Source organism: Chitinispirillales bacterium ANBcel5 (assembly GCA_029688955.1).
In the GTDB taxonomy this organism is placed as follows: Bacteria; Fibrobacterota; Chitinivibrionia; order Chitinivibrionales; family Chitinispirillaceae; genus Cellulosispirillum; species Cellulosispirillum alkaliphilum.
This window is the reverse complement of the sequence record JARUKZ010000042.1, coordinates 1-20733: the sequence shown is the minus strand read 5'-3', so window position 1 is coordinate 20733 and position 20733 is coordinate 1. Positions and strand designations below refer to the sequence as shown.

Here is a 20733-nt window from a genome sequence, read left to right as displayed (position 1 = left end):
TAACCTATGCTTGACCCTGTTCTGTATAAATAAGTATCCTTTTTTCGGCACAGCAGAAAGGATTATTAATAAACAATGTTTTACCATTTTAGTTCTATTTTAAACATATTTACCTCCCTATTACAATCGACTGTTTTTTTCCGGCAATATTAATCAGGTAAACCCCTGAAGAAAGACGGGGCACAGAAATACTTAATGTGGACCCCACCTGGTCAATATCAAGGGTGTTGATTGTACGACCAGATATATCATATAGACTGATTTTTGGTTTCCTGTCCGAAGCAGAGACATGAGCTTTTATATAGAGGTGCTTACCTTTCAGTCGTGTCGTTATTCTCCCTTTGTTTATTCCTTTTTTGGCTGTTGAGAGACTTGTTGTCGACGCATCAGAAATCAGCACAAGGTACATTAAAGACAGATTGGTTCCGTTATTTGAATTGATTTCAAGGTGAATCTCATCTCCGGAAAGAAATGTTTTATTATAAATTGTCAAAGTTCTTGAAATTTCTTCAGTTTCTGAAACTGTTAGTGACATATCTGTTTCTTCATACTCTGAAAGCCACCGGGGTTTCTCCTCCACTCTGTTTGAATGTGCGATATAGACTGTCGCGTCGCGTTTGAGACTGAAGGTTGCATACTGTTGCAAAGAAGTATTCGTTCTTGAATTCATTGCTGTAGAAATCCACTCTGCGTCTTCAAGAATACTTGGAATCGAAGAAAATGTAAAGTCCCTGTCGCCATAAGGCTCCTGTTCTGGTAAAGGGTCGTTTTTAATAGACCAGTTTTGAGCGTTACTTATATCAAAGACGATAAGATCTTCTACCAATTCACCGCTTCCTCTGTTGACTTCTGTTATAGGGGGATCACCTGCATAAATTATGTTTGGTTGGGATTGAGGGAAATCCATGTCGGTAGCGATGTAGGAGCCTGGGTGGGGGGGCTGATTGTATGAGGACTGTTGCCAGGAGATGGCCACTCTATAGACTGGGTCGTGCATAAAAGTGTACAGACGGTGTTCTGTAGGCATGGTTGTAGTAAAGACGCGCAGTGCGTTATCAGATCTACGAAGGATCACCTCCTCTCTCCAGTCTCCAAAAAGATCGGCCTGAAGTATGGGGGTGGATTTTGTACCGTTAATAGAACTGGTCCCTGTCCCTGTAAGAAGAACAGTCCCTCTGTTATTGGCTACACTCCATCTGGTGATCGTATTGCTGTTCATCAGCTCGCGACTTAGGTTGCCATCCCACCAGATTACAAAATTTATTGAATTTGGTATATCTCCAACTCTGGTTCCTGATATATCATAAAGACCCATACCATCGGATGCCCAGAAATGGAAACCTGGCCTCCGCGGGTCGAGTTCCGCTGCACAGCCTCTACCAATATCACCGCTCTGTTGGTGCTGAAAGATTGTTTGGCCATTATTGGCATGTCTGAGAGAAACACCGTTTCCACCGCTTTCATAGGGCATGAAGATTTGTGGGTAGGGGTTATCTTTTATCATATGGGTGCAGTGGGTCGCATCCCCATGCCCTCGTCTGGTGGTGTGCATTCCCCTGCCATCAGACCCTATCACTGCAGCACCGGTTACCAAATCATGTCTTCCATCGTTGTTAGCGTCTATCACGTGAATCGAGTGATTTCCCTGCCCCCTGTAATCTCTATACTGTGAATCATTTGAATCGAATGTCCACCTTCTGGTAAGTTCTCCATCTCTCCAGTCCCAGGCAGCCAAAGTCATTCGGGTATAATAGCCTCGTTGAAAAATGGCGCTTGGTCTTTCTCCATCTACATAAGCCACTGTTGCATTAAATCTATCAACCCTGTTTCCGTAATTGTCGCCCCAATCAGCTACTCTTCCTCTTGCAGGCCAGTAATTTGTGGTGGCAAGTTCTGTTCCGGTAAGTCCATCAAAAACTGTGAGGTATTCCGGGCCTTCAAGGATGTAACCACCTGAGTTTCGATAGGTTCTGCTATGATCTGCATCAGCTGCGGGTCCCATACCGATAAAGTTTCCGGTACCATCTCTTGTCCCCGGAGCAGTTTTTACCATAATTTCTGACCTGCCGTTGCCATCGAAATCAAATACCAGAAACTGAGTATAATGCGCTCCGGCCCGGATGTTTGGCCCCAGATCTATTCTCCATAAACGCTCACCCTCAAGTGTAATTCCATCCAGAAAGACATTGTCGGTGACCCCCCTATGGGCATTATCCTTAGCATTGTTTGGTTCCCACATCAACACAACCTCATATACCCCATCTCCAGTGAGATCACCGGTACTGGCATCATTGGGTGAATATCTCCCCCCATGAGGGCCTGTGGAAGGCTGCTGTAGTGGGATGTCGAAATACCCAGCATTGTTACCCTCTGTGTTGTTTATCAGCCTTGCGCGTTCACTTGCTTCTTGCTCCTGACCGTTTACCACGCTTTTTACTATATAAGTGCTGTTTAGGGGGGCGTTTTCATCTATATAATTAGTGGGGCCAGTGATCGGTTCAGAGTTTAGTCTGGTAGTGTCGCGATAGACGTTAAATCCGGTGGTATAGCTTTCATCTCCCAGAAGGCGCCAACTGAGATAATACCCCTGGTCCTGTCTTATAGCGATAAGCCCTCTATTTAAACGTTCAACCTGCATCTGTGCGCTTGAAGAAAAAAACACAAGCAGTAAAAACAGTAGAGGAGTGCACAAAAATGTCATGTTTGGAAATCTGAGCCTATCTGTACCCATAACTCACTTCTCCTTACGAGCAGAATGACAGTTGTTGTTTGGCTATAACATAGTCAAAAAATCTGGAGTTTGCTGAGAAACAGGCAAGATAATTACTACACAAAAAGAGTGTAAATGTTCAGGTATGGCTCTAAATTAAGGGTTTGTGCTGTATTAGGGACGATTGTACGGTTATATGTTACTACACAAATTCTCCTGAGATCTCCGCACTTTGTAGATACAGATCACCTGTATTTAGCCTCAGTTTGAGGACGATAACAGGCTTAGCCAGTGATGGGGAAGCTTTGTATAACTAAGATAATCCTTAAATTATCCTGGGCTCCATCAGTTATCTTGACTCATCTTTCAGGTCAAACTATTTTGTATCCATGAAAAAACTTGAACAGCTTATGGATCCTCATGCCCTGGACAGGGCTCTTACCCGTATCACCCACCAGATTTTGGAGCGTCACAGCATGGCTATCTCAAATCTGGCCATAGTTGGTATGCAGACTCGTGGTGTATTTCTGGCCAACAGAATCGCGCATAAAATAAAGAACCTGGAAAACATTGAGCTCTCAAGCGGGGTATTGGATGCGACGTTGTATCGCGATGATTACCGAACCGCTTTTAAACAACCCCAGGTTCAGGTTACCGACATTCCCTTTGATATCAATGAAAAAAACATCATTTTAGTTGATGATGTGCTCTATACTGGAAGAACTGTCAGAGCGGCACTGGATGCACTTATGGATTTTGGACGACCAAAAACCATACAGTTAGCGGTACTTATTGACCGGGGAAATCGGGAGCTGCCTATCAGAGCCGATTATGTGGGTAAAAAGATCACTACTCTGCCAAATCAGGTGGTGTCACTTAGGGTAAAAGAGATTGAGGGTGAGGATTCATTGTGGTTAATGGAACTTCAGGAAGGTGACTAAAGCCATGGGGCTTCAAATCCAGCACTTGTTAGGGCTCGAAGATGTTTGCAGGGAAGATATAGACCTTATCCTTAATACCGCAGACTCTTTTTACGAAGTGCTTCAGCGGGAGATAAAGGTTGTACCTACATTACGGGGAAAAACAGTTGTAAATCTGTTTTATGAAAACAGTACAAGAACGCGAATCTCTTTTGAGCTTGCGGAAAAACGTCTCTCCGCAAGTCCCCTTAATTTTTCCTCATCTACCAGCTCTGTTGCGAAAGGGGAGACGTTAAAAGATACCATCCGTAATATTGAGGCTATGAAGATTGATATGGTAGTTGTTCGGCATAGTGCTGCCGGTGTACCACATTTTCTGACCCAATGCACCAATGCTGTGATTGTGAACGCCGGTGATGGCCTTCATGAGCATCCTACTCAGGCACTGTTGGATATGATGACAATAAGTCAGAAGCTTGGTAAACTTAAGGGATTGAAGGTGGCAATTATCGGAGATATTTTCCATAGCAGAGTAGCACGATCGAATGCCTGGGGTATGAAAACCATGGGCATGGATGTGGTACTATGCGGGCCTCCTACACTTTTACCACAGCATTCAAACTGCCTTGGAGTGCCGGTTACCGATAATCTCGATGAGGCTCTGGAGGGGGCTGATGTGGTGATGTTGTTAAGGATGCAGCTTGAGAGACAGTCAAGCGCGGTATTTCCCTCCATAAGAGAGTATCGTCAGCGTTATGGCCTTGATCTGGAGAAGCTTTCCGGGCTCAAAGATAATGTGCTAATTATGCACCCGGGGCCTGTTAACAGAGGCGTAGAGCTCGCTTCAAATGTTGCAGACTGGGGCGGATCTGTTATCCTTGATCAGGTTACAAACGGTGTGGCGGTCAGGATGGCTGTCCTTTATTTACTCGGAGGGGGAGAGAATGGTTAAAAGAGCAAACGGATCAAAAATGTACTTAGAGAATATAAATAAACCGGCCCAGGATATCATACTCACAAATGGTCGTATCATAGATCCCGAAAACAAAATGGATCAGAGTGCTGATATAGTTCTTAGTGATGGCGTGATAAAAGAGATCGGTACAGACCTTCATACTAAATATCCCAATGCCCTGACAAAAGATGTGTCCGGAATGTGGGTCGTTCCCGGATTAATGGATATGCATGTGCACTTAAGGGAACCCGGGCGTGAGGATAAAGAAACGATCGCCACCGGAACCCAGGCTGCTGCTGCCGGAGGATTTACTTCTGTTGCCTGTATGCCAAATACCACTCCCGTTCTTGATGAAGAGTCAAAAATCCGTTATGTAATTCAAAGGGGAGAGGCTTGTCCCTGTAAAATCCACCCCGTAGGGGCAATTACCAAAAATCTCGACGGTGAGGAGCTTGCACCGTTTGGAGAAATGGTGAACTCCGGAGCACGGGCTGTTTCCGATGATGGTAAAGCGGTGGCAAAAAGTAATATCATGCGCAATGCTCTTAACTATTCGAAATCCTTTGATATCCCGGTGATATGCCATAGTGAAGATTCGACGCTTAGCTACAAAGGACATATGAACGAGGGGCTGGTTTCCACCAGGCTGGGTGTCAGAGGGGTACCGGTGATTGCTGAAGACATTGGAGTCATGCGCGATCTGCTTTTAGCTGAATATACCGGCGCAAGAATTCATGTTGCCCATGTTTCTACCGCAGGGGCCGTTCGTCTGATCAGAGCTGCCAAAAAAAGAGGGGTACGGGTGACGGTTGAGACTTGCCCTCATTATATTACACTCACCGATGAAGATGTAGGGCTGTACGATACAAATAAAAAGATGAATCCACCCCTTAGAACCGCCCTTGACAGAGATGCTGTTATCGAAGGGCTTTGTGATGGAACTATTGATGTGATTGCCAGTGACCATGCGCCTCATAACTCTGAAGAAAAGGATGTGGAGTTTGATGCCGCAGCTTTTGGTGTCGTGGGGCTTGAAACTTCCCTTGGTGTCGTCATTACCGCGCTGGTTAAAAAGGGGCTTTTAACTCCATCACAGATGGTGGAAAAGATGGCTCTTAATCCAAACAAAATACTTTCCCTTACTGGAGGGAACCTTTCAACCGGTGCTGCTGCTGATTTGACGGTTATAGATCCTGAGCTTAAATGGCATGTGGACCCTCAATCCTTTTACTCTAAATCAAAAAACACCGCTTTTGATGGAATGGAGCTTCAGGGGGCCGCTGTGATGACTGTGCTTGATGGACGAATCGTTTATGAGCGCTCCTCCTGAAAACACGCGGCACTATACCTTTATATATGAAAAAAGAACAATTCACAGCCTTCTTAAAGAGCCTCTGTCCCAATGACTACAAACAGTACTTAGAGAAGTTTGAACTGTACTATCAGTGGTTGCTTGAGGAAAATCAAAAAGTTAATTTAATCAGCAGAAAGACCGATCCTGAGGATATCTGGACACTGCATTTTCTGGATTCGTTGCTTGCCTTTAAGTTGGTCGATTTTTCAAATAAGAAGATACTTGATTTTGGGTCAGGGGGTGGCTTGCCCGGAATTCCCATCGCTATTATCTATCAAACATCACATGTCACCCTGCTTGATTCAAAGAAAAAGAAGATCGCTTCTTTAAAGAAAGCAACAGAACACCTTAAACTGAATAACTGTGGTTTTCTTGATAGTAGAATAGAAGAGATACCATCAGATCATACTTCCACCTATGATCTTATCGTAAGCAGGTCCGTAAAAATGACTCCCCGATACCTCGAAATTCTAAATCGCCTACTGGCACACGGGGGCAAAATAGTGTTGTATAAGGGACCTAATCTTGAAGATACCGCAAATGTAAAAGACGCGGAGATTTATGATGCTTCCATGCCCGAAATCGGCGAAAGAAACATAGTAGTAATAAACAAGAAAGACTTAGTTTAGGTACTTGAGTTCCAAAACTTTGTTCGCCCGGTGGTTCGCTCCCGAAATCGTTAACGTGATACTGGCATCATCTGTATGCCATTGAGTTTTACAGGATAAAAAACCGACACCAATCGCAAAGCCCCACCTGCTTGTGTTATCCCTGTACATATCATTTTGCCAGTTTTGTTCATCTTCCTGAGGATTGCCGTAATCACTGATCAGTTTATTTTTTAAACTTTCAAAATCCTTGTAGTATCGGTTCGGGTTTGAATGAGAGTAATTAAAGTTACACCGTATAGAGGTCAACTGGTCATCGGAGAACATATAGGTCAGGGTACTTTTAATGCCATGAATTGTGACATCATATACCAGAGTGTTTTCGGTTTCTCTTTCAAGGGTTGCTGTTTCAGAATCCTTTACCTGCTCAGGTGACATAAGCCATTTGGCATTTCTGAAGGCATTTGTCGCGGCAGGACTTTGTGGTGGTGCTTCGGAGCTGCTTTCTTCGGCCCGGGACGCGGTTTCTGCGGGCTGACTTTCTGATTCTTCATTTAGCTCTGCTGCTTTATCAGTTGTTTCTTCCTGAGCAAACGACCAGGTACCATCCTCATTCAAAACAACAGATCTGCCATCTGATGTGGTCGCGGTTATTTGACCCTGTGCCGCAGCCGCCAGACATAGTAAAACACTACAAAGCAATTTTATAGTGCGTGGAATGTGTCGTCCTGATATCATCGTTTACCTATCTCTTTTTGGGGGATCTATCGATTCTTTAAAATAGTAACACAGTATCGGGACGGATTCAAGATGAATCAGTTACCCTCATTATTTTTATAGTGTAGGTTATCGATGTATTTTTAGGTGGCTGATACTATAAACATAATTACCGATTTGAAGAAAAAAACTCTAATGGAATCACAAATAAAAGTAGCTCATCTGATCACCGACTTTTTACCCGTTACCCAAAACTGGATCTATAATCAAATAGTTCACAACAAAAGCTGTGAATCGATAGTGCTATGCCAAAAGACTCTGTGTGAAGAGCAGTTTCCTTTTAGCGCTGTGTATCCCATAGTGAAAAAAAGGAACCTTTTTTCGGTGCCGGCGCGAACACTGCACAAAGTTTTTGAACACTACCCCACAGGGCATCATCAGGGGGTAGTACGGAAATTTCACCCCGATATCTTTCATGCTCATTTTCTACTGGAAGCCTGGCGAAACTACAGCCTTCTGAAGAAACACAAAATCCCTCTGATTACAACTATGTACGGGCAGGATGTGAGTCAGTTGTGGAGGAAATGTTTTTGGATGAAGCGTTACAGAAAGGTTTTTTCACTGTGCAGGGCATTTATAGTTGAAGGGCAGTATATGAAATCTGTGGTAGCGCAGCTTGGGTGTGATCCTGAGAAGATTCATGTGGTTAAGCTGGGGATCGACTTGTCCAGGATTGTGCCCAAACGGTGGTGCGATTCTCAAAAAACAGTAAAACTGTTATTTGTGGGATTGGGCCGCGAGAAAAAGGGGGCCCGGTTTGCAGCTCAGAGTTTTGCCAACGTTGCTCTGAAGGCGGGCAATGTTGAGCTTCATCTTGTGGGGGATGGGCCCTACAAAGAAACAGTCGAAGCTATTCTCAGAGAACGGGGTGTTAGCAGCAGGGCCGTTTTTCATGGAATGGTGCCGGTTGAACGATATCAGCAGATTTTAAAGCAAACAGACATACTGTTAGCCCCAAGTGTTCATGCCGCCAATGGAGATACCGAAGGGGGGGCACCGGTGGTGGTTATAGAAGCTCTTGCTTCAGGCATTCCCGTTGTCGGCAGTTTTCACTGTGATATACCCAATATAGTAGAAGATGGGGTCAGTGGGTTGTTATCAGAGGAAAAGGATGTGGCTTCCCTCAGCAGTAACCTTGAGCTTTTAGTCAAAAACAGAGCGCTTAGAAGGAAAATGGGGGAAAACGGGATCCGGTACGCAAACAGGGAGCACAGTATAGAAACGCAGGTTTGCAAAATAACCGAAATCTACAGAAGTGTGCTTTAGTGATAGTTGAACTAAGCCTATGGGCGGCTAAGATTACTAATGCACCGTCAGAAAGTCGTCCTTACAGGACGAGGAAAAATTCCATTGATTTCCGACCAGGCGTTAAAACGCCTGGCTATAAATGGATTGTCCTTACAGGACATTTCTTCCCGTGAAGATCGAATAAGTGTGTGTCAAAAAACAGGGTGACCCAGTCAGCCAGGGTAGGAAACCCTTCGCTGATAGAGGAAAACCTTCCAGGTTATTATAGAGATAGTGCCGGTCAATTTTCTAAGGTAGAAAACGTTTCAGTTTATCTGCCTGTACCAACACTGGAAACGTCTATTGTAAAGCGGAACACATAATTTTTTCCAAATATCGTATACACCTCCAACAAATTTCCTCAAAAAAGCCATTTTCTTAACACTTGTCTTGTTCTTGCGCTTACCGGGTATGATCGTACAGCATGCCCCAATTGTGGCTTTCGGTGCATTTCATAAAGAATCCTTGTACGTTCTGCGCAGGGAAGAGGTGTGCCTAAACTCCTGCGCAGCTACTTTTTCAGGACTACGTTACTGAAGGGAAAACGTTGGAATAGATCCCTTGCATCTCTTCTAAAACCTTCTTGGGGTCCTGTGATTGAGTGAACTGTCGTACCATGCAAAAGTTTTCTGCCCCGGCCCGGAGTACTTCAGGTAAATTGTTTAAATCTATTCCACCAATACACACTGCCGGCACCGTTGCAACCGCAAGCATAGCTTTCATTCCCTCTATCCCTATCACCGGATCCGGGTTTTTCTTGGTGGGGGTAGGGAACACCGGCCCGATTCCTATATAATCGGGGTTAAGCTTGCAGGCTTCTATGGTCTGGGATGGTGAGTGAGTGGAGATACCAATAATGCAATGTGCACCTACAATTTCCCGGGCTTTTTCATACGAGATGTCATCCTGGCCGATATGGAGTCCATCGGCACCTACCCGTGCCGCTACTTCAGCCAGGTCATTAATAATAAGTTTGGTCTGAGTCCCTTCAGTGATTTTTTTCATCTTTTGGGCAGTTTGCTCTACCTGCGCCTCCGTGCTGTCTTTCATTCTCAGCTGAACGAATGGAAACCCCATCTCTACCAGAAGATTGGTGATGTATTCATAGCCTTTAAGGGGATTTGTAAGAACCGCGTAAAAACCGAACCGCTCTGGTATCTTTATCATAAATATGCTTCTTTGAAAAATGTGGTCGAAGTATTCCAGAAAAGGGAAAATATTTTATGCGGCTTATAAGTACTTAGTACTGCTTTTTGCGCAAAAAAAAAATTGATGTCTCAAGTGCAGATATGCTATATTAGTCCTCCTTATGAAAACAGAGCGAATTTACTTACCTGATGATCCTACAGCTCCCGGGAGCATAAACTACCATACCCGGTGCTTTTCACTTATTGCACTTTATTTTTTCAGAGGTTAAACAACAACTATGGATACCGCACTACTACTTTCTATGGCGTTTGGCGTGATAGGTGGTCTTGGTATATTTCTTTTGGGAATGAAGTACATGTCAGATGGGCTTCAGACCATAGCCGGAGATCGTCTCAGGAGTCTTATCGGCATGGTCACCAATAACCGATTGATGGCAACGGGGGTGGGGGCACTTGTAACCTGTATAGTGCAATCAAGCTCTATTACCACCGTTATGGTGGTAGGCTTTGTGAACAGCGGACTTATGACTCTGAGACAATCTATCGGGGTCATAATGGGGGCAAACATTGGTACCACCATTACAGGGTGGATAGTGGTGTTGGCCATAGGAAAATACGGGCTCCCTATTTTAGGCATTTCTGCACTGGTCTTCCTTTTCTCAAAGAATGAAAAGATCCGGTACCTGGGTATGACCATGATGGGTATTGGGATGATATTTTTCGGGCTGCAGCTTATGAATGATGGGCTTAGTCCATTAAGGACTGTGCCTGAGTTTATAGAATGGTTTCAGATGTTTTCGGCAGATACCTACTTTGGTCTGTTAAAATGTGTTTTGCTGGGGTGTCTGTTGACCGTAGCGGTGCAGTCATCATCGGCTACTCTGGCAATAACGATCACCCTGGCCTCAACGGGGGTAATCAGTTTTCAGACCGCGGCGGCATTGGTGCTGGGAGAAAACGTTGGTACTACGATCACCGCGTTTTTTGCTTCACTGGGTACCAACACTTCCAATGCAAGAAGAGCCGCTTATGCCCACATTATGTTTAATATCGGGGGGATTTTATGGATAACCACCATCTTCCCTCTGTATATAAATGTACTTAGAATGATAATAACTGTTGACCCGGATGCCACGGTGATTAGAGACGGGGTGGAATATTATCCCTACATCGCAGCCTCAATTGCAGCGGTACATACCGGCTTTAATCTGATTAACACTTTGGTTTTTCTGCCCCTGGTACCATTTATGGCATCACTTCTGATGAAAATCGTTCCGGAAAATAAGCAAACGGCTAAACCTAAACTAACTCACCTTGATTTCTTTCTGCTGGAAACTCCGCTCATGGGGATAGAGCAATCTAAAAAGGAGATCGGTGTGATGGGAGAGATCAACCGGAAGATGATCGATGATTTGCGGGAGGTGATTTCGACCCCTGAGCCTGATCAGAAAGTTGTAAAAAAGATTTTTAAGCGGGAAGATATTCTGGATAACATACAGAGAGAGATAACCGTTTTTCTCACCGATCTGCTAAGCGGCGGTACTGTACCGCACAGTATTTCTGAAGAGGCCGGAATGCAACTAAGGCTCGCCGATGAGTATGAAACCATCAGTGATTACCTTACATCGATTCTTAAACTGAACTTACGTTTAAAGGAAGCAGGGGTAGAATTACCTCAGGTGATGCGAGACGAGATGCTTCAGTTGCATGACATGGTAGCTGTCTTTTACGAACAGATTGATGACCAAAACTTAAAACGACACACCTCCTTTTTGCCTGTGGCGGTAGTACCTTCAGGGGATCAAATTACCGAAAAATTCCGTGATTTGCGCACCGCTCATCTAAACAGACTTATGGAGAGGAAAGTTGATCCCATGCTTAGTACGGTGTTCCCTGACATTCTTACCTCTTACCGAAGGGTTAAAGAGCATGTGGTGAATATCTCTGAAGTGATTACCGGGGTTAAGTAGAAGATAAGGGGTGTTTCGGTATCTCTCAGGGTGTGGGGTAGAGAGAGAAATTTCCGCCGGGCATCTCACAGGGTGTGGGATAGTGAGAGAAATTTTCTCCGGGCATCTTTCAGGGTGTGGGGTAGAGAGAGAAATTTCCGCCGGGCATCTCACAGGGTGTGGGATAGTGAGAGAAATTTTCTCCGGGCATCTTTCAGGGTGTGGGGTAGTGAGAGAAAATTCCGCCGGGCATCTTTCAGGGTGTGGGATAGTGAGAGAAATTTTCTCCGGGCATCTCTCAGGGTGTGGGGTAGAGAGAGAAATTTCCTCTGGGCATCTCACAGGGTGTGGGATAGTGAGAGAAATTTTCTCCGGGTATCTCTTGGGGTGTGGGGTAGTGAGAGAAATTTCCTCCGGACATCTCACAGGGTGTGGGGTAGTGAGAGAAATTTCCGCCGGGCATCTCTCAGGGTGTGGGATAGAGAGAGAAAATTCCGCCGGGGATCTCTTAGGGTGTGGGATAGAGAGAGAAAATTCCGCCGGGTATCTCACAGGGTGTGGGATAGAGAGAGAAATTTTCTCCGGGTATCTCACAGGGTGTGGGATAGAGAGAGAAATTTCCTCTGGGTATCTCACAGGGTGTGGGATAGAGAGAGAAATTTCCTCTGGGTATCTCACAGGGTGTGGGATAGAGAGAGAAATTTCCTCTGGAGCTCTGGTCGCATGGTACGGACACCACCCCCATGATAGATGCACCACATGGCCGCATGCCGGGCAGATCATAAAGGAGGCATCCACATAGCGTATCAGGTTCAAAAAGGCAGTAAGAGCACAGGGTAGGAAACCCTATGCTAATATACGTAAGCCTTTCAGGCTATTATAACGATCATATCGATTTTTATACTAAGGCTGCAAGCTTTAGGTGCTCAGGTTTTTACACTCAATTAATATATATCTTAGTCCACAACTCCCCAATCAAGCGGAAGGCCAGGCTTGACCCCTTCGGCTTTTTTCTGCTCAAGATATGGGATTGCTTCGTTAAGCCGTTCCAGCGTTCTTTTGGCGTCTTCGATTTTTCGAACATCGGTTTCGTTTTCGAGTTCTGTTTGGAGAGAGTAGAGGAAAGGGAGGAAGTCGTGGCGGTTATAAAATTGGATTCCTTGGCTGGCAACGTGTTCAATGGTCGAGTTATCAAAATATTCCTCAAATTCATTCATAACAATGCGATCAAACTCATCATCCTTAAAACGCAAAAAGAAGCTCAGAATTCTGACTCTGTTGAATGCATTAGTCTCCTCCTGTAAGAAGTGTCGGAATTCTTTAACTTGTTTGTATGTACCGATTCTACTAACCAACCCAAAAATTATACCACGAGATCTTTGATCTTCAAGCTTCATTGATATTGGTATAAGCACATCTAATATGCTACTGTTGTATTTATGATGAGTTGTACTATCAGTTATTCTAAAAGTCCAGTCTAACCCTTCTGCCAGTTTTGAATAAATACTTTCATCAAGTTCCTGATAGTTTTCTTTTAAAAAATCTTTCAACCCATCATGTTTGAGGTACACCAATGTAGGCATAGCAATGTGTTCATATTTTGCATTAGTATTAACAAATTCCATCAATCCAGAATAGTTGGTTATATTATCACTTTCTTTTTGTATTTGATTAAACAGGTTTCTAATGTGGTCATGCTGGAATTCTCTTTCAAATACAGGAGAAAACAGGCTGTCGATGAGAACATCTCCTTTTGATTTAACATCTCCATTATTTGCAGAACACGATAAAACAATACAACATACAATCAAAAAAAAGAACCTATTACTCATAGTTAATCCTTTCTGTTTTTCCTTACCTCAAATTCTGTCCAGTGTACAAATGTACGTTGATCTTGCTTGCCCTTTTGTTTGTCCGCCCTGTAGGCAACACCAATTTCAGCATTATCAAAGTGCGTATCAAAATGTTTAATGAACCTTTCATTCTCATCATTTCCAGTATACAATCCCTCAAACCTCATCCCTCTGGTCGCATGGTACGGACACCACCCCCATGATAGATGCACCACGTGGCCGCATGCCGGGCAGATCATAAAGGAGGCATCCACATAGCGTATCAGGTTCAAAAAGGCTGTAAGAGCACAGGGTAGGAAACCCTGTGCTAATATACGTAAGCCTTTCAGGCTATTATAACGATCATATCGATTTTTATACTAAGGCTGCAAGCTTTAGGTGCTCAGGTTTTTACACTCAATTAATATATATCTTAGTCCACAACTCCCCAATCAAGCGGCAGACCAGGCTTGACCCCTTCGGCTTTTTTCTGCTCAAGATATGGGATTACTTCGTTAAGCCGTTCAAGAGTTCTTTTGGCGTCTTCGATCTTACGAACATCGGTTTCGTTTTCAAGCTCTGTTTGGAGAGAGTAGAGGAGAGGGAGGAAGTCGTGGCGGTTATAAAATTGGATTCCTTGTCTAACGATGTAATTTATGGTCCAGCTATCAAAATGCTCTATAATTTCGTTTCTGATTATATGATCAAACACATCATCTTTAAAGCGTAGAAAGGCACAAATCATACCAGCTCTAAGCCCACGATTAGTCTCTTCATGAAACACTACTTCTAATAGTCTCACCTGATTATATGTCCCTATAGCTACTAGCACATTATACACCATATCGCGGATTTCATTGTCATGTGCTTCCAAAGCGATAGGAATAAGTTTATCCAATATATCACTATTATAGGCATGATGAGTTACGCTATCAGTGATACCTAAATTCCAATTTAATGTTCTGGACAACACTTCAAAAGACCATTGATTCAAGCTTGTACCGTTTTGGTCTAAAAATGCCAAAAATTCTGGGATTTTTAAAGTAACTGCAGTTCTTACTCCCAAATGCCCATATTTTTCATTATTTATAATAAATTCAAAGAGTTTATTCGATTCCTCAATCATACCGAATTCCTCTATTTGACTAAGTATTTTTTCAACATCATCTCTTTTAAATTCACCTTCAAATTCAGGGCTGAACAGGCTATCTATTAAAGCAGCTGTTTCTGAAAATTCTCTTTTTGCGTCTGCTGCGCAAGAAAAAAAAGGCAGTAATATTAATATCAAAAATAGTATTTTTTTCATCAACTTCTCCTTATTTGCTAATCTGAAATTCTGTCCAGTGCACAAATAATCTTGTACTTTTTCTTTTGTCTGCTCTATATGCTTCACCAATGGACGATGCTCTTTTAAATTGGTTTTCAATATGTGCGATAAACTTCTCATTCTCATTATTTCCAGTATACCTTCCCTCAAACACCATCCCTCTGGTCGCATGGTACGGACACCACCCCCAGGATAGATGCACCACATGGCCGCATGCCGGGCAGATCATAAAGGAGGCATCCACATAGCGTATCAGGTTCAAAAAGGCAGTAAGAGCACAGGGTAGGAAACCCTGTGCTACTATACGTAAGCCTTTCAGGCTATTATAACGATCATATCGATTTTTATACTAAGGCTGCAAGCTTTAGGTGCTCAGGTTTTTACACTCAATTAATATATATCTTAGTCCACAACTCCCCAATCAAGCGGCAGACCAGGCTTGACCCCTTCGGCTTTTTTCTGCTCAAGATATGGGATTACTTCGTTAAGCCGTTCAAGAGTTCTTTTGGCGTCTTCGATCTTACGAACATCGGTTTCGTTTTCAAGCTCTGTTTGGAGAGAGTAGAGGAGGGGGAGGAAGTCGTGGCGGTTGAAGCGCTGGAAGCCAGATTCTAATACGTAATCTAATGTCCACTGATCAATGCCTTTTTTTAAATGGCTATTAAAAACTCCCTCTATTCCTTCATCTGAAAACCTAAGTAATGCTCCTAAAAGTTCAGCTCTTGCACCTCTGTTAGTTTCTGCACCTAAATTTGCTATCAGATCATTTACTTGTTTAAAGTTACCTACTCTACGAATTACTCTGTAAAAATCACCACGAATCCACTCATCCTGAATTTTATCGATCACAGGCAACAGTCTATCTATTATCTGACTGATATAAAAATGATGAGTAGTACTATCTGTTATATCTGTTGTCCAGTCCAAAGCCCCACAGAACTCTCTTGTTATTTTATGGCGATTATTTGCTATAGATTCCAATAAATTGGAACTTTTCATATAAACAAGGTAAGGCATGGCTAATACTCCATATCTTTCATTATTTTCCATAAATTCAATAAGTCTGGAGTGATCTTTTATATAAGCTGATTCCTTTTGTATCAATTTTAATATATCATCAACAGCATTATACTGATATTTTTGTTGAAAAGTAGATGAAAACAAACTATCTATTAGAATATCTGCTTTTGACTTAGTATTATTATTTGCAGAACAAGAAAAAACGATGCAACTAATGATTAAAAAAACAAATTTATTATCCATGGTTATCCTCTTTCTGTTTTCTTATCTCGAAATCTGTCCAGTGTACAAAAAATCTGTTTGTTTCTTGGGATTTATCACTTATATAGACCTCATTAATAGGAAGACCCCTAAACTGAGATCTTAAATGTGATATAAATCTCTTATTGTCATCTTCACCTTTATACTCCCCCTCAAACCTCATCCCTCTGGTCGCATGGTACGGACACCACCCCCAGGATAGATGCACCACATGGCCGCATGCCGGGCAGATCATAAAGGAGGCATCCACATAGCGTATCAGGTTCAAAAAGGCTGTAAGAGCACAGGGTAGGAAACCCTGTGCTACTATACGTAAGCCTTTCAGGCTATTATAACGATCATATCGATTTTTATACTAAGGCTGCAAGCTTTAGGTGCTCAGGTTTTTACACTCAATGAATATATATCTTAGTCCACAACTCCCCAATCAAGCGGAAGGCCAAGCTTGACCCCTTCGGCTTTTTTCTGCTCAAGATATGGGATTACTTCGTTAAGCCGTTCCAGCGTTCTTTTGGCATCCTCGATCTTTCGAACATCGGTTTCGTTTTCGAGTTCTGTTTGGAGAGAATAGAGGAAAGGGAGGAAGTCGTGGCGGTTGAAGCGCTGGAAACCATACCTAAGTACATAGCTAATTATCCAGTGGTCTAATTTATTTTGCAACTCATGTACAACTACTTGTTCAGTATATTTTTCATTATAACGTAAAAAAGCTGAAAGAAGCTCTGCCCTATTGCGAGCATTGGTTTCTAGGTGTATATTTGGCTTTGCCCTAGTAACTTGTTCATGTGTTCCAATTGCCCTTATTACATTGTAAATGTACCCTCTTGAATACTGATCTTCTACGTCATTCACCACATCTAATAATGCATTTACTATTTTTTGGTTATATTCATTGTGTAAGGCGCTATCAGTTATACCATAAGACCAATTTAAAGCTCTATACAATTTAGAATAGCAGCTCTCATCTAAGTACATGTAATTTTCACGTATTAATTGTGGCATCTCCGGATGTCTTATCTTAACTAATAACCGCATCACTATATAATTATATTTGTGATTGTTTATGGCAAATTTTAGTAATTCACTAGTTTTTGTAAGATGCTCTGAATCAGAATAAATTTCTCCCACAATTTGTTCTACTCTAGCATCCATATGACTGTGTGAATATACTGGAGATAGTAAGCTGTCTACATACATATCTGCCTTTGATTTCGGTGCATTTTCTTTAGCTATACACGAGTTTACAAAACAAATAAGTACCGTTATAAATATTTTTATCACAATTATCTCCTTTAAACCATTTTATTTTTTAATTTCAAATTCTGTCCAATGTACAAAATGTCGTTCACTTCCCTTAGCTCTCATGTCTCTTTTTAGAGCTTCGTCTACAGTAACTTTACCAAATTTTTTCAATAAGTGCTCATGAAACCTTTCATTTTCATCATCTCCACCATACTCTCCCTCAAACCTCATCCCTCTGGTCGCATGGTACGGACACCACCCCCAGGATAGATGCACCACATGGCCGCATGCCGGGCAGATCATAAAGGAGGCATCCACATAGCGTATCAGGTTCAAAAAGGCAGTAAGCTTTACTACTTCGTCTTCAGTAAAAATACTGTTTTCGTTCAAATAGCGCTCAAAAAGCTGTGAAATATTATTGCTTTCCGTGTAATCGACCATCCGTTTATTCACTTTGACCTTTTCAAATATATCCGCCAAACACCTTCCGCGTACTGTTGACGCAAGTGCTTTGAGAAAATCTCCAACAGTTGTCTTGTCCTCGATTGAAAGGGCGTCCTTGAGCTCAAATATTTTCTTCTGATATTCTCCTCTGAATGAAGAGAGTGAGTCCGGTCGCGATCTATCGCTTCGCTCAAGCAATCCTGCCGTATCACCAAACTGGAAGTGAAACACTTTTTTCGTATCTCTTAAGTTTACTTCCCGGTTCATTAAAATGGTCAGTGTATCAGGATTAGACTTCTTTGAATACGTTATGCCCTCTTTATTTAAAGTTAACTTATTTTCAGTGGTAGACAAAAGAAATAAAGTGTCATTAAAGTTTAAAGAATCACCAAAGTTCTCTCCGTTAATAAAAGGACTTTTATGGAGCATTCCCTTATCTCTGTACTGATCAATAAGAGTTCCAATTTTAATAATAAAATTCAAAGTTTTCATACCGCCACTTATATGAGGAGCGAAATTGCCATTTCCATCCATACCGCCAACAGCTTTTAGAACAAGATTTAAGGCTTTCATTCTTATTTCCTGTTCATTGCTGTTACCAGTCTCTTTTCCTGCCCATACATCAAAAGCGATTTCCCACGCGGAATCAGCAATATTGCCCGGTAGAAACGACAGTAAAAATTTTCCACTTTCCTTAGCGATACTCCGGTCAAGTTCACTTCGCAGGTCAGTAAGCCTTTTGTTTCTTACCTTTTCCGTTCCGTAGTCATCCAAGCTTATTATAGGATTACCTTGAAATAATCCATCTGGTGAGGGGGTATATGTTACAATTTCAGATGACAATTGTCCCTCAAACGGTATACTTCGGGCAAAATTTTTACCACTCATTCTGAAATTATCCAGAGATATATTACTTGCAACGAGAGTAGCGTTAAAAACCGGTAATTCGGTATTCAGATATACCAAACACAGATGCTGACCCTTTTCTCTTGAGAATTCAAAGTCTATGTCCGGTTCGTAATCAAAAAAGATGTACCTATTATTAGGGCCCAAAATAGCAAATTCAATTTTTGGGGGCTCCTCCTTTAATTCAGAAACCTCTTCATCACTCAAATCCCTCTCAAGCTCAAAATTAATTAAAAGGGGTCTTTGAGTGAAAGTGTGTGCTTCGTACTCATTATTCTTAATAAACACTTTAGAATGACAAGTGTTAAGGAATCCGGCACCAGGAATCCCCCGCTCAACTGTCGCGATTAATTTGCCGTTCTCATCCTTAATATCTTGTTTACCTGCAATCTGTACCGTTTTAACTTTATTTAAGTCAATGGATTCGTAATCTATGAAGCTTGTAGAATTAAAGGACAGATTTAGATTTGAGTATCTTTTACAGAAGTCATGCTGAAGTACAGCTATTGTACTTAAAGGAAACTGTAGCTGTTTATATTTGTATTTCTGATCTGGTAATCTTTCAAGCGTATTGATAAAAGCGGCAGCTGAATCACTTCTGAAAAAAAAAGGGTCATCAGCTCTTGAATGGTATTCACCACCATCCTCATAATCAAAAACATCCTGCCAGTTACTATCTTTGGTAATTCTCAGGTAGGGTGTTTCATCGATCAGATAGGTAAAATTTCTGCTGTAAGGTCTTAGAACAGATCTTCTAAAGTACTGTGCTGAATCCGGCCCCTTTTTGCAGATTCCTACAGGACCGATTTGTCTTCCTATACCAAAGGATGAAAACGGAAGCCCGTTTCGTGAAACAAAGCAATTGAGAGATGGTTCATCGAACTGGAAATTATCTCCCCCCGCGCTCTTCTCATCAAGATCCAAGCTGTCAACATCATTTCTTGAATAAATTCTACCGCCTGTATTAATCCCAAACCATTGAAGTGTATTTTGAAGTATTCCGGCATCTTTGTCTGGTTCTTTTAAAAATGCTTCCCTATCTTGCCAACTTTCCGGATCAACATTAAAATTGCTGTAAAAATCTTTGGATTCTTTGTTTATAGCCCAAGCCCATGCAAAAACTACCTGGTTGTGGTGTCCTGGTAAGAAAAGCTTTTGGCTGTTTTCTTCTGAAAACTCAAGTGGGAAAACTATTTTATGCTTATTACTACAGTTTGTTGCCCGGGGAAATCCAGCCAGAGTAAAACCTACTGCTGATTCACTTATACCGGAAACCTTCCGCTCATACTTAATTGGATCGGGAAATTTACTTCTACTATTTTCAGTGTCATATTTTACCTCTATACCATCAAGCTGAACAGTTGCTGTGCAAATGTGTTTTACATATTCATTGATCTGCTCAAGATTGTTTTCATCTACCCTATCCCAATTTTCTATAACATTAGCATGAACACCCAAAAAATCTATCACTATTTTTGAACCAGCGGGAACATAACCTCGTTTTTTTGAATCAGCAAACAGATTTTTTACAATTATGTGCAGGTAAAGATCACATCTTTCTTCCTGACCATAAACAATTACCTGGTCATTTCGAATACTCTCTCTGCTTCTGACCATAAGCTCGTCAGATTTTTTGAAATAAAGAGAGTCTATATCGATAAGCCCACTTCTGATCTTAAAAATATCCTCCATCACTTCCCCTTAGAAAAACAGTACATCATAGTCCTGATCCTCTTCAACCGGAGCAAACAACTGGCCGTTTGAATCACTCTCACCTTCGTAAACAACTTTATCATCAACGACTACTTTAAATGGAACACCTTCATAAGGATCATCGTTTATATCTACGCATTTTCCAACTACATTCAATTTGGTAAGATCAATGGAAGTCCGTTCACTCACCTTATCTCTGACTTCACCTTCAAATTCTATCTCTCCACACTCTTTCACCACCCAAACAGCCTCACCGGTACCATTCTCATTTCTCCCATGC

At 42.1% G+C, this 20733-nt stretch carries 18 protein-coding genes; 7 read left to right on the top strand and 11 right to left on the bottom strand.

The features are described from left to right. Positions 1-109 precede the first annotated feature (109 nt). On the bottom strand, positions 110-2731 hold the full coding sequence (locus QA601_16335) for a T9SS type A sorting domain-containing protein (GenBank protein MDG5816667.1): 2622 nt from the start codon (positions 2729-2731) through the stop codon (positions 110-112). Positions 2732-3099: 368 nt separating this feature from the next. Here QA601_16335 and pyrR point away from each other — a divergent pair, with 368 nt between their 5' ends. The 4 genes from pyrR to rsmG are packed head-to-tail and all read left to right on the top strand — an operon-like array spanning position 3100 to position 6568. Then, a complete protein-coding gene (gene pyrR, locus QA601_16330) occupies positions 3100-3651 on the top strand; it encodes a bifunctional pyr operon transcriptional regulator/uracil phosphoribosyltransferase PyrR (protein MDG5816666.1) in 552 nt (183 codons plus the stop codon). A gap of 4 nt (positions 3652-3655) precedes the next feature. Further along, positions 3656-4582, top strand: a complete 927-nt coding sequence (locus tag QA601_16325) for an aspartate carbamoyltransferase catalytic subunit (GenBank protein ID MDG5816665.1) — start codon at positions 3656-3658, stop codon at positions 4580-4582. Beyond that, positions 4575-5915 (top strand): dihydroorotase, encoded by a 1341-nt coding sequence (locus QA601_16320; protein MDG5816664.1) that lies wholly within the window; start codon positions 4575-4577, stop codon positions 5913-5915. The genes QA601_16325 and QA601_16320 overlap by 8 nt, the downstream gene beginning before the upstream one ends. A 26-nt stretch (positions 5916-5941) precedes the next feature. Beyond that, positions 5942-6568 carry a 16S rRNA (guanine(527)-N(7))-methyltransferase RsmG gene (gene rsmG, locus QA601_16315; protein MDG5816663.1) on the top strand — a complete coding sequence of 209 codons (627 nt, stop codon included), beginning with the start codon at positions 5942-5944 and terminating at the stop codon, positions 6566-6568. Here rsmG and QA601_16310 read toward each other — a convergent pair. Further along, positions 6560-7285 (bottom strand): hypothetical protein, encoded by a 726-nt coding sequence (locus QA601_16310; GenBank protein ID MDG5816662.1) that lies wholly within the window; start codon positions 7283-7285, stop codon positions 6560-6562. The genes rsmG and QA601_16310 overlap by 9 nt on opposite strands. A gap of 174 nt (positions 7286-7459) precedes the next feature. Here QA601_16310 and QA601_16305 point away from each other — a divergent pair, with 174 nt between their 5' ends. Continuing rightward, positions 7460-8590, top strand: coding sequence for a glycosyltransferase (locus QA601_16305; protein MDG5816661.1), 1131 nt, complete (start codon positions 7460-7462; stop codon positions 8588-8590). A gap of 546 nt (positions 8591-9136) precedes the next feature. Here QA601_16305 and thiE read toward each other — a convergent pair. After that, complete coding sequence (gene thiE / locus QA601_16300; protein MDG5816660.1) at positions 9137-9778, bottom strand: thiamine phosphate synthase; 642 nt, start codon at positions 9776-9778, stop codon at positions 9137-9139. Between the two features lie 259 nt (positions 9779-10037). On the opposite strand from thiE, the gene QA601_16295 reads away from it, so the two are divergent. Next, on the top strand, positions 10038-11729 hold the full coding sequence (locus QA601_16295) for a Na/Pi cotransporter family protein (GenBank protein MDG5816659.1): 1692 nt from the start codon (positions 10038-10040) through the stop codon (positions 11727-11729). 30 nt (positions 11730-11759) lie between these two features. Further along, entirely contained in the window at positions 11760-12455 is a 696-nt protein-coding gene (locus tag QA601_16290) for a hypothetical protein (protein ID MDG5816658.1), read from the top strand. A 209-nt stretch (positions 12456-12664) separates the two neighbouring features. Here QA601_16290 and QA601_16285 read toward each other — a convergent pair whose 3' ends face one another. The 8 genes from QA601_16285 to QA601_16250 all read right to left on the bottom strand — a co-directional run. Continuing rightward, complete coding sequence (locus QA601_16285) at positions 12665-13540, bottom strand: hypothetical protein (protein MDG5816657.1); 876 nt, start codon at positions 13538-13540, stop codon at positions 12665-12667. Between the two features lie 2 nt (positions 13541-13542). Then, a complete protein-coding gene (locus tag QA601_16280; GenBank protein ID MDG5816656.1) occupies positions 13543-13800 on the bottom strand; it encodes a hypothetical protein in 258 nt (85 codons plus the stop codon). A 173-nt stretch (positions 13801-13973) separates the two neighbouring features. Continuing rightward, positions 13974-14846 (bottom strand): hypothetical protein, encoded by an 873-nt coding sequence (locus QA601_16275; GenBank protein MDG5816655.1) that lies wholly within the window; start codon positions 14844-14846, stop codon positions 13974-13976. 10 nt (positions 14847-14856) lie between these two features. Further along, positions 14857-15096 carry a hypothetical protein gene (locus QA601_16270; protein MDG5816654.1) on the bottom strand — a complete coding sequence of 80 codons (240 nt, stop codon included), beginning with the start codon at positions 15094-15096 and terminating at the stop codon, positions 14857-14859. A 173-nt stretch (positions 15097-15269) separates the two neighbouring features. After that, a complete protein-coding gene (locus QA601_16265; GenBank protein MDG5816653.1) occupies positions 15270-16130 on the bottom strand; it encodes a hypothetical protein in 861 nt (286 codons plus the stop codon). 426 nt (positions 16131-16556) lie between these two features. Beyond that, on the bottom strand, positions 16557-17429 hold the full coding sequence (locus tag QA601_16260) for a hypothetical protein (GenBank protein MDG5816652.1): 873 nt from the start codon (positions 17427-17429) through the stop codon (positions 16557-16559). Between the two features lie 21 nt (positions 17430-17450). Continuing rightward, entirely contained in the window at positions 17451-20432 is a 2982-nt protein-coding gene (locus QA601_16255; GenBank protein MDG5816651.1) for a hypothetical protein, read from the bottom strand. Between the two features lie 9 nt (positions 20433-20441). Continuing rightward, a partial coding sequence (locus tag QA601_16250; protein MDG5816650.1) for a hypothetical protein occupies positions 20442-20733 on the bottom strand: 292 nt, incomplete at its 5' end.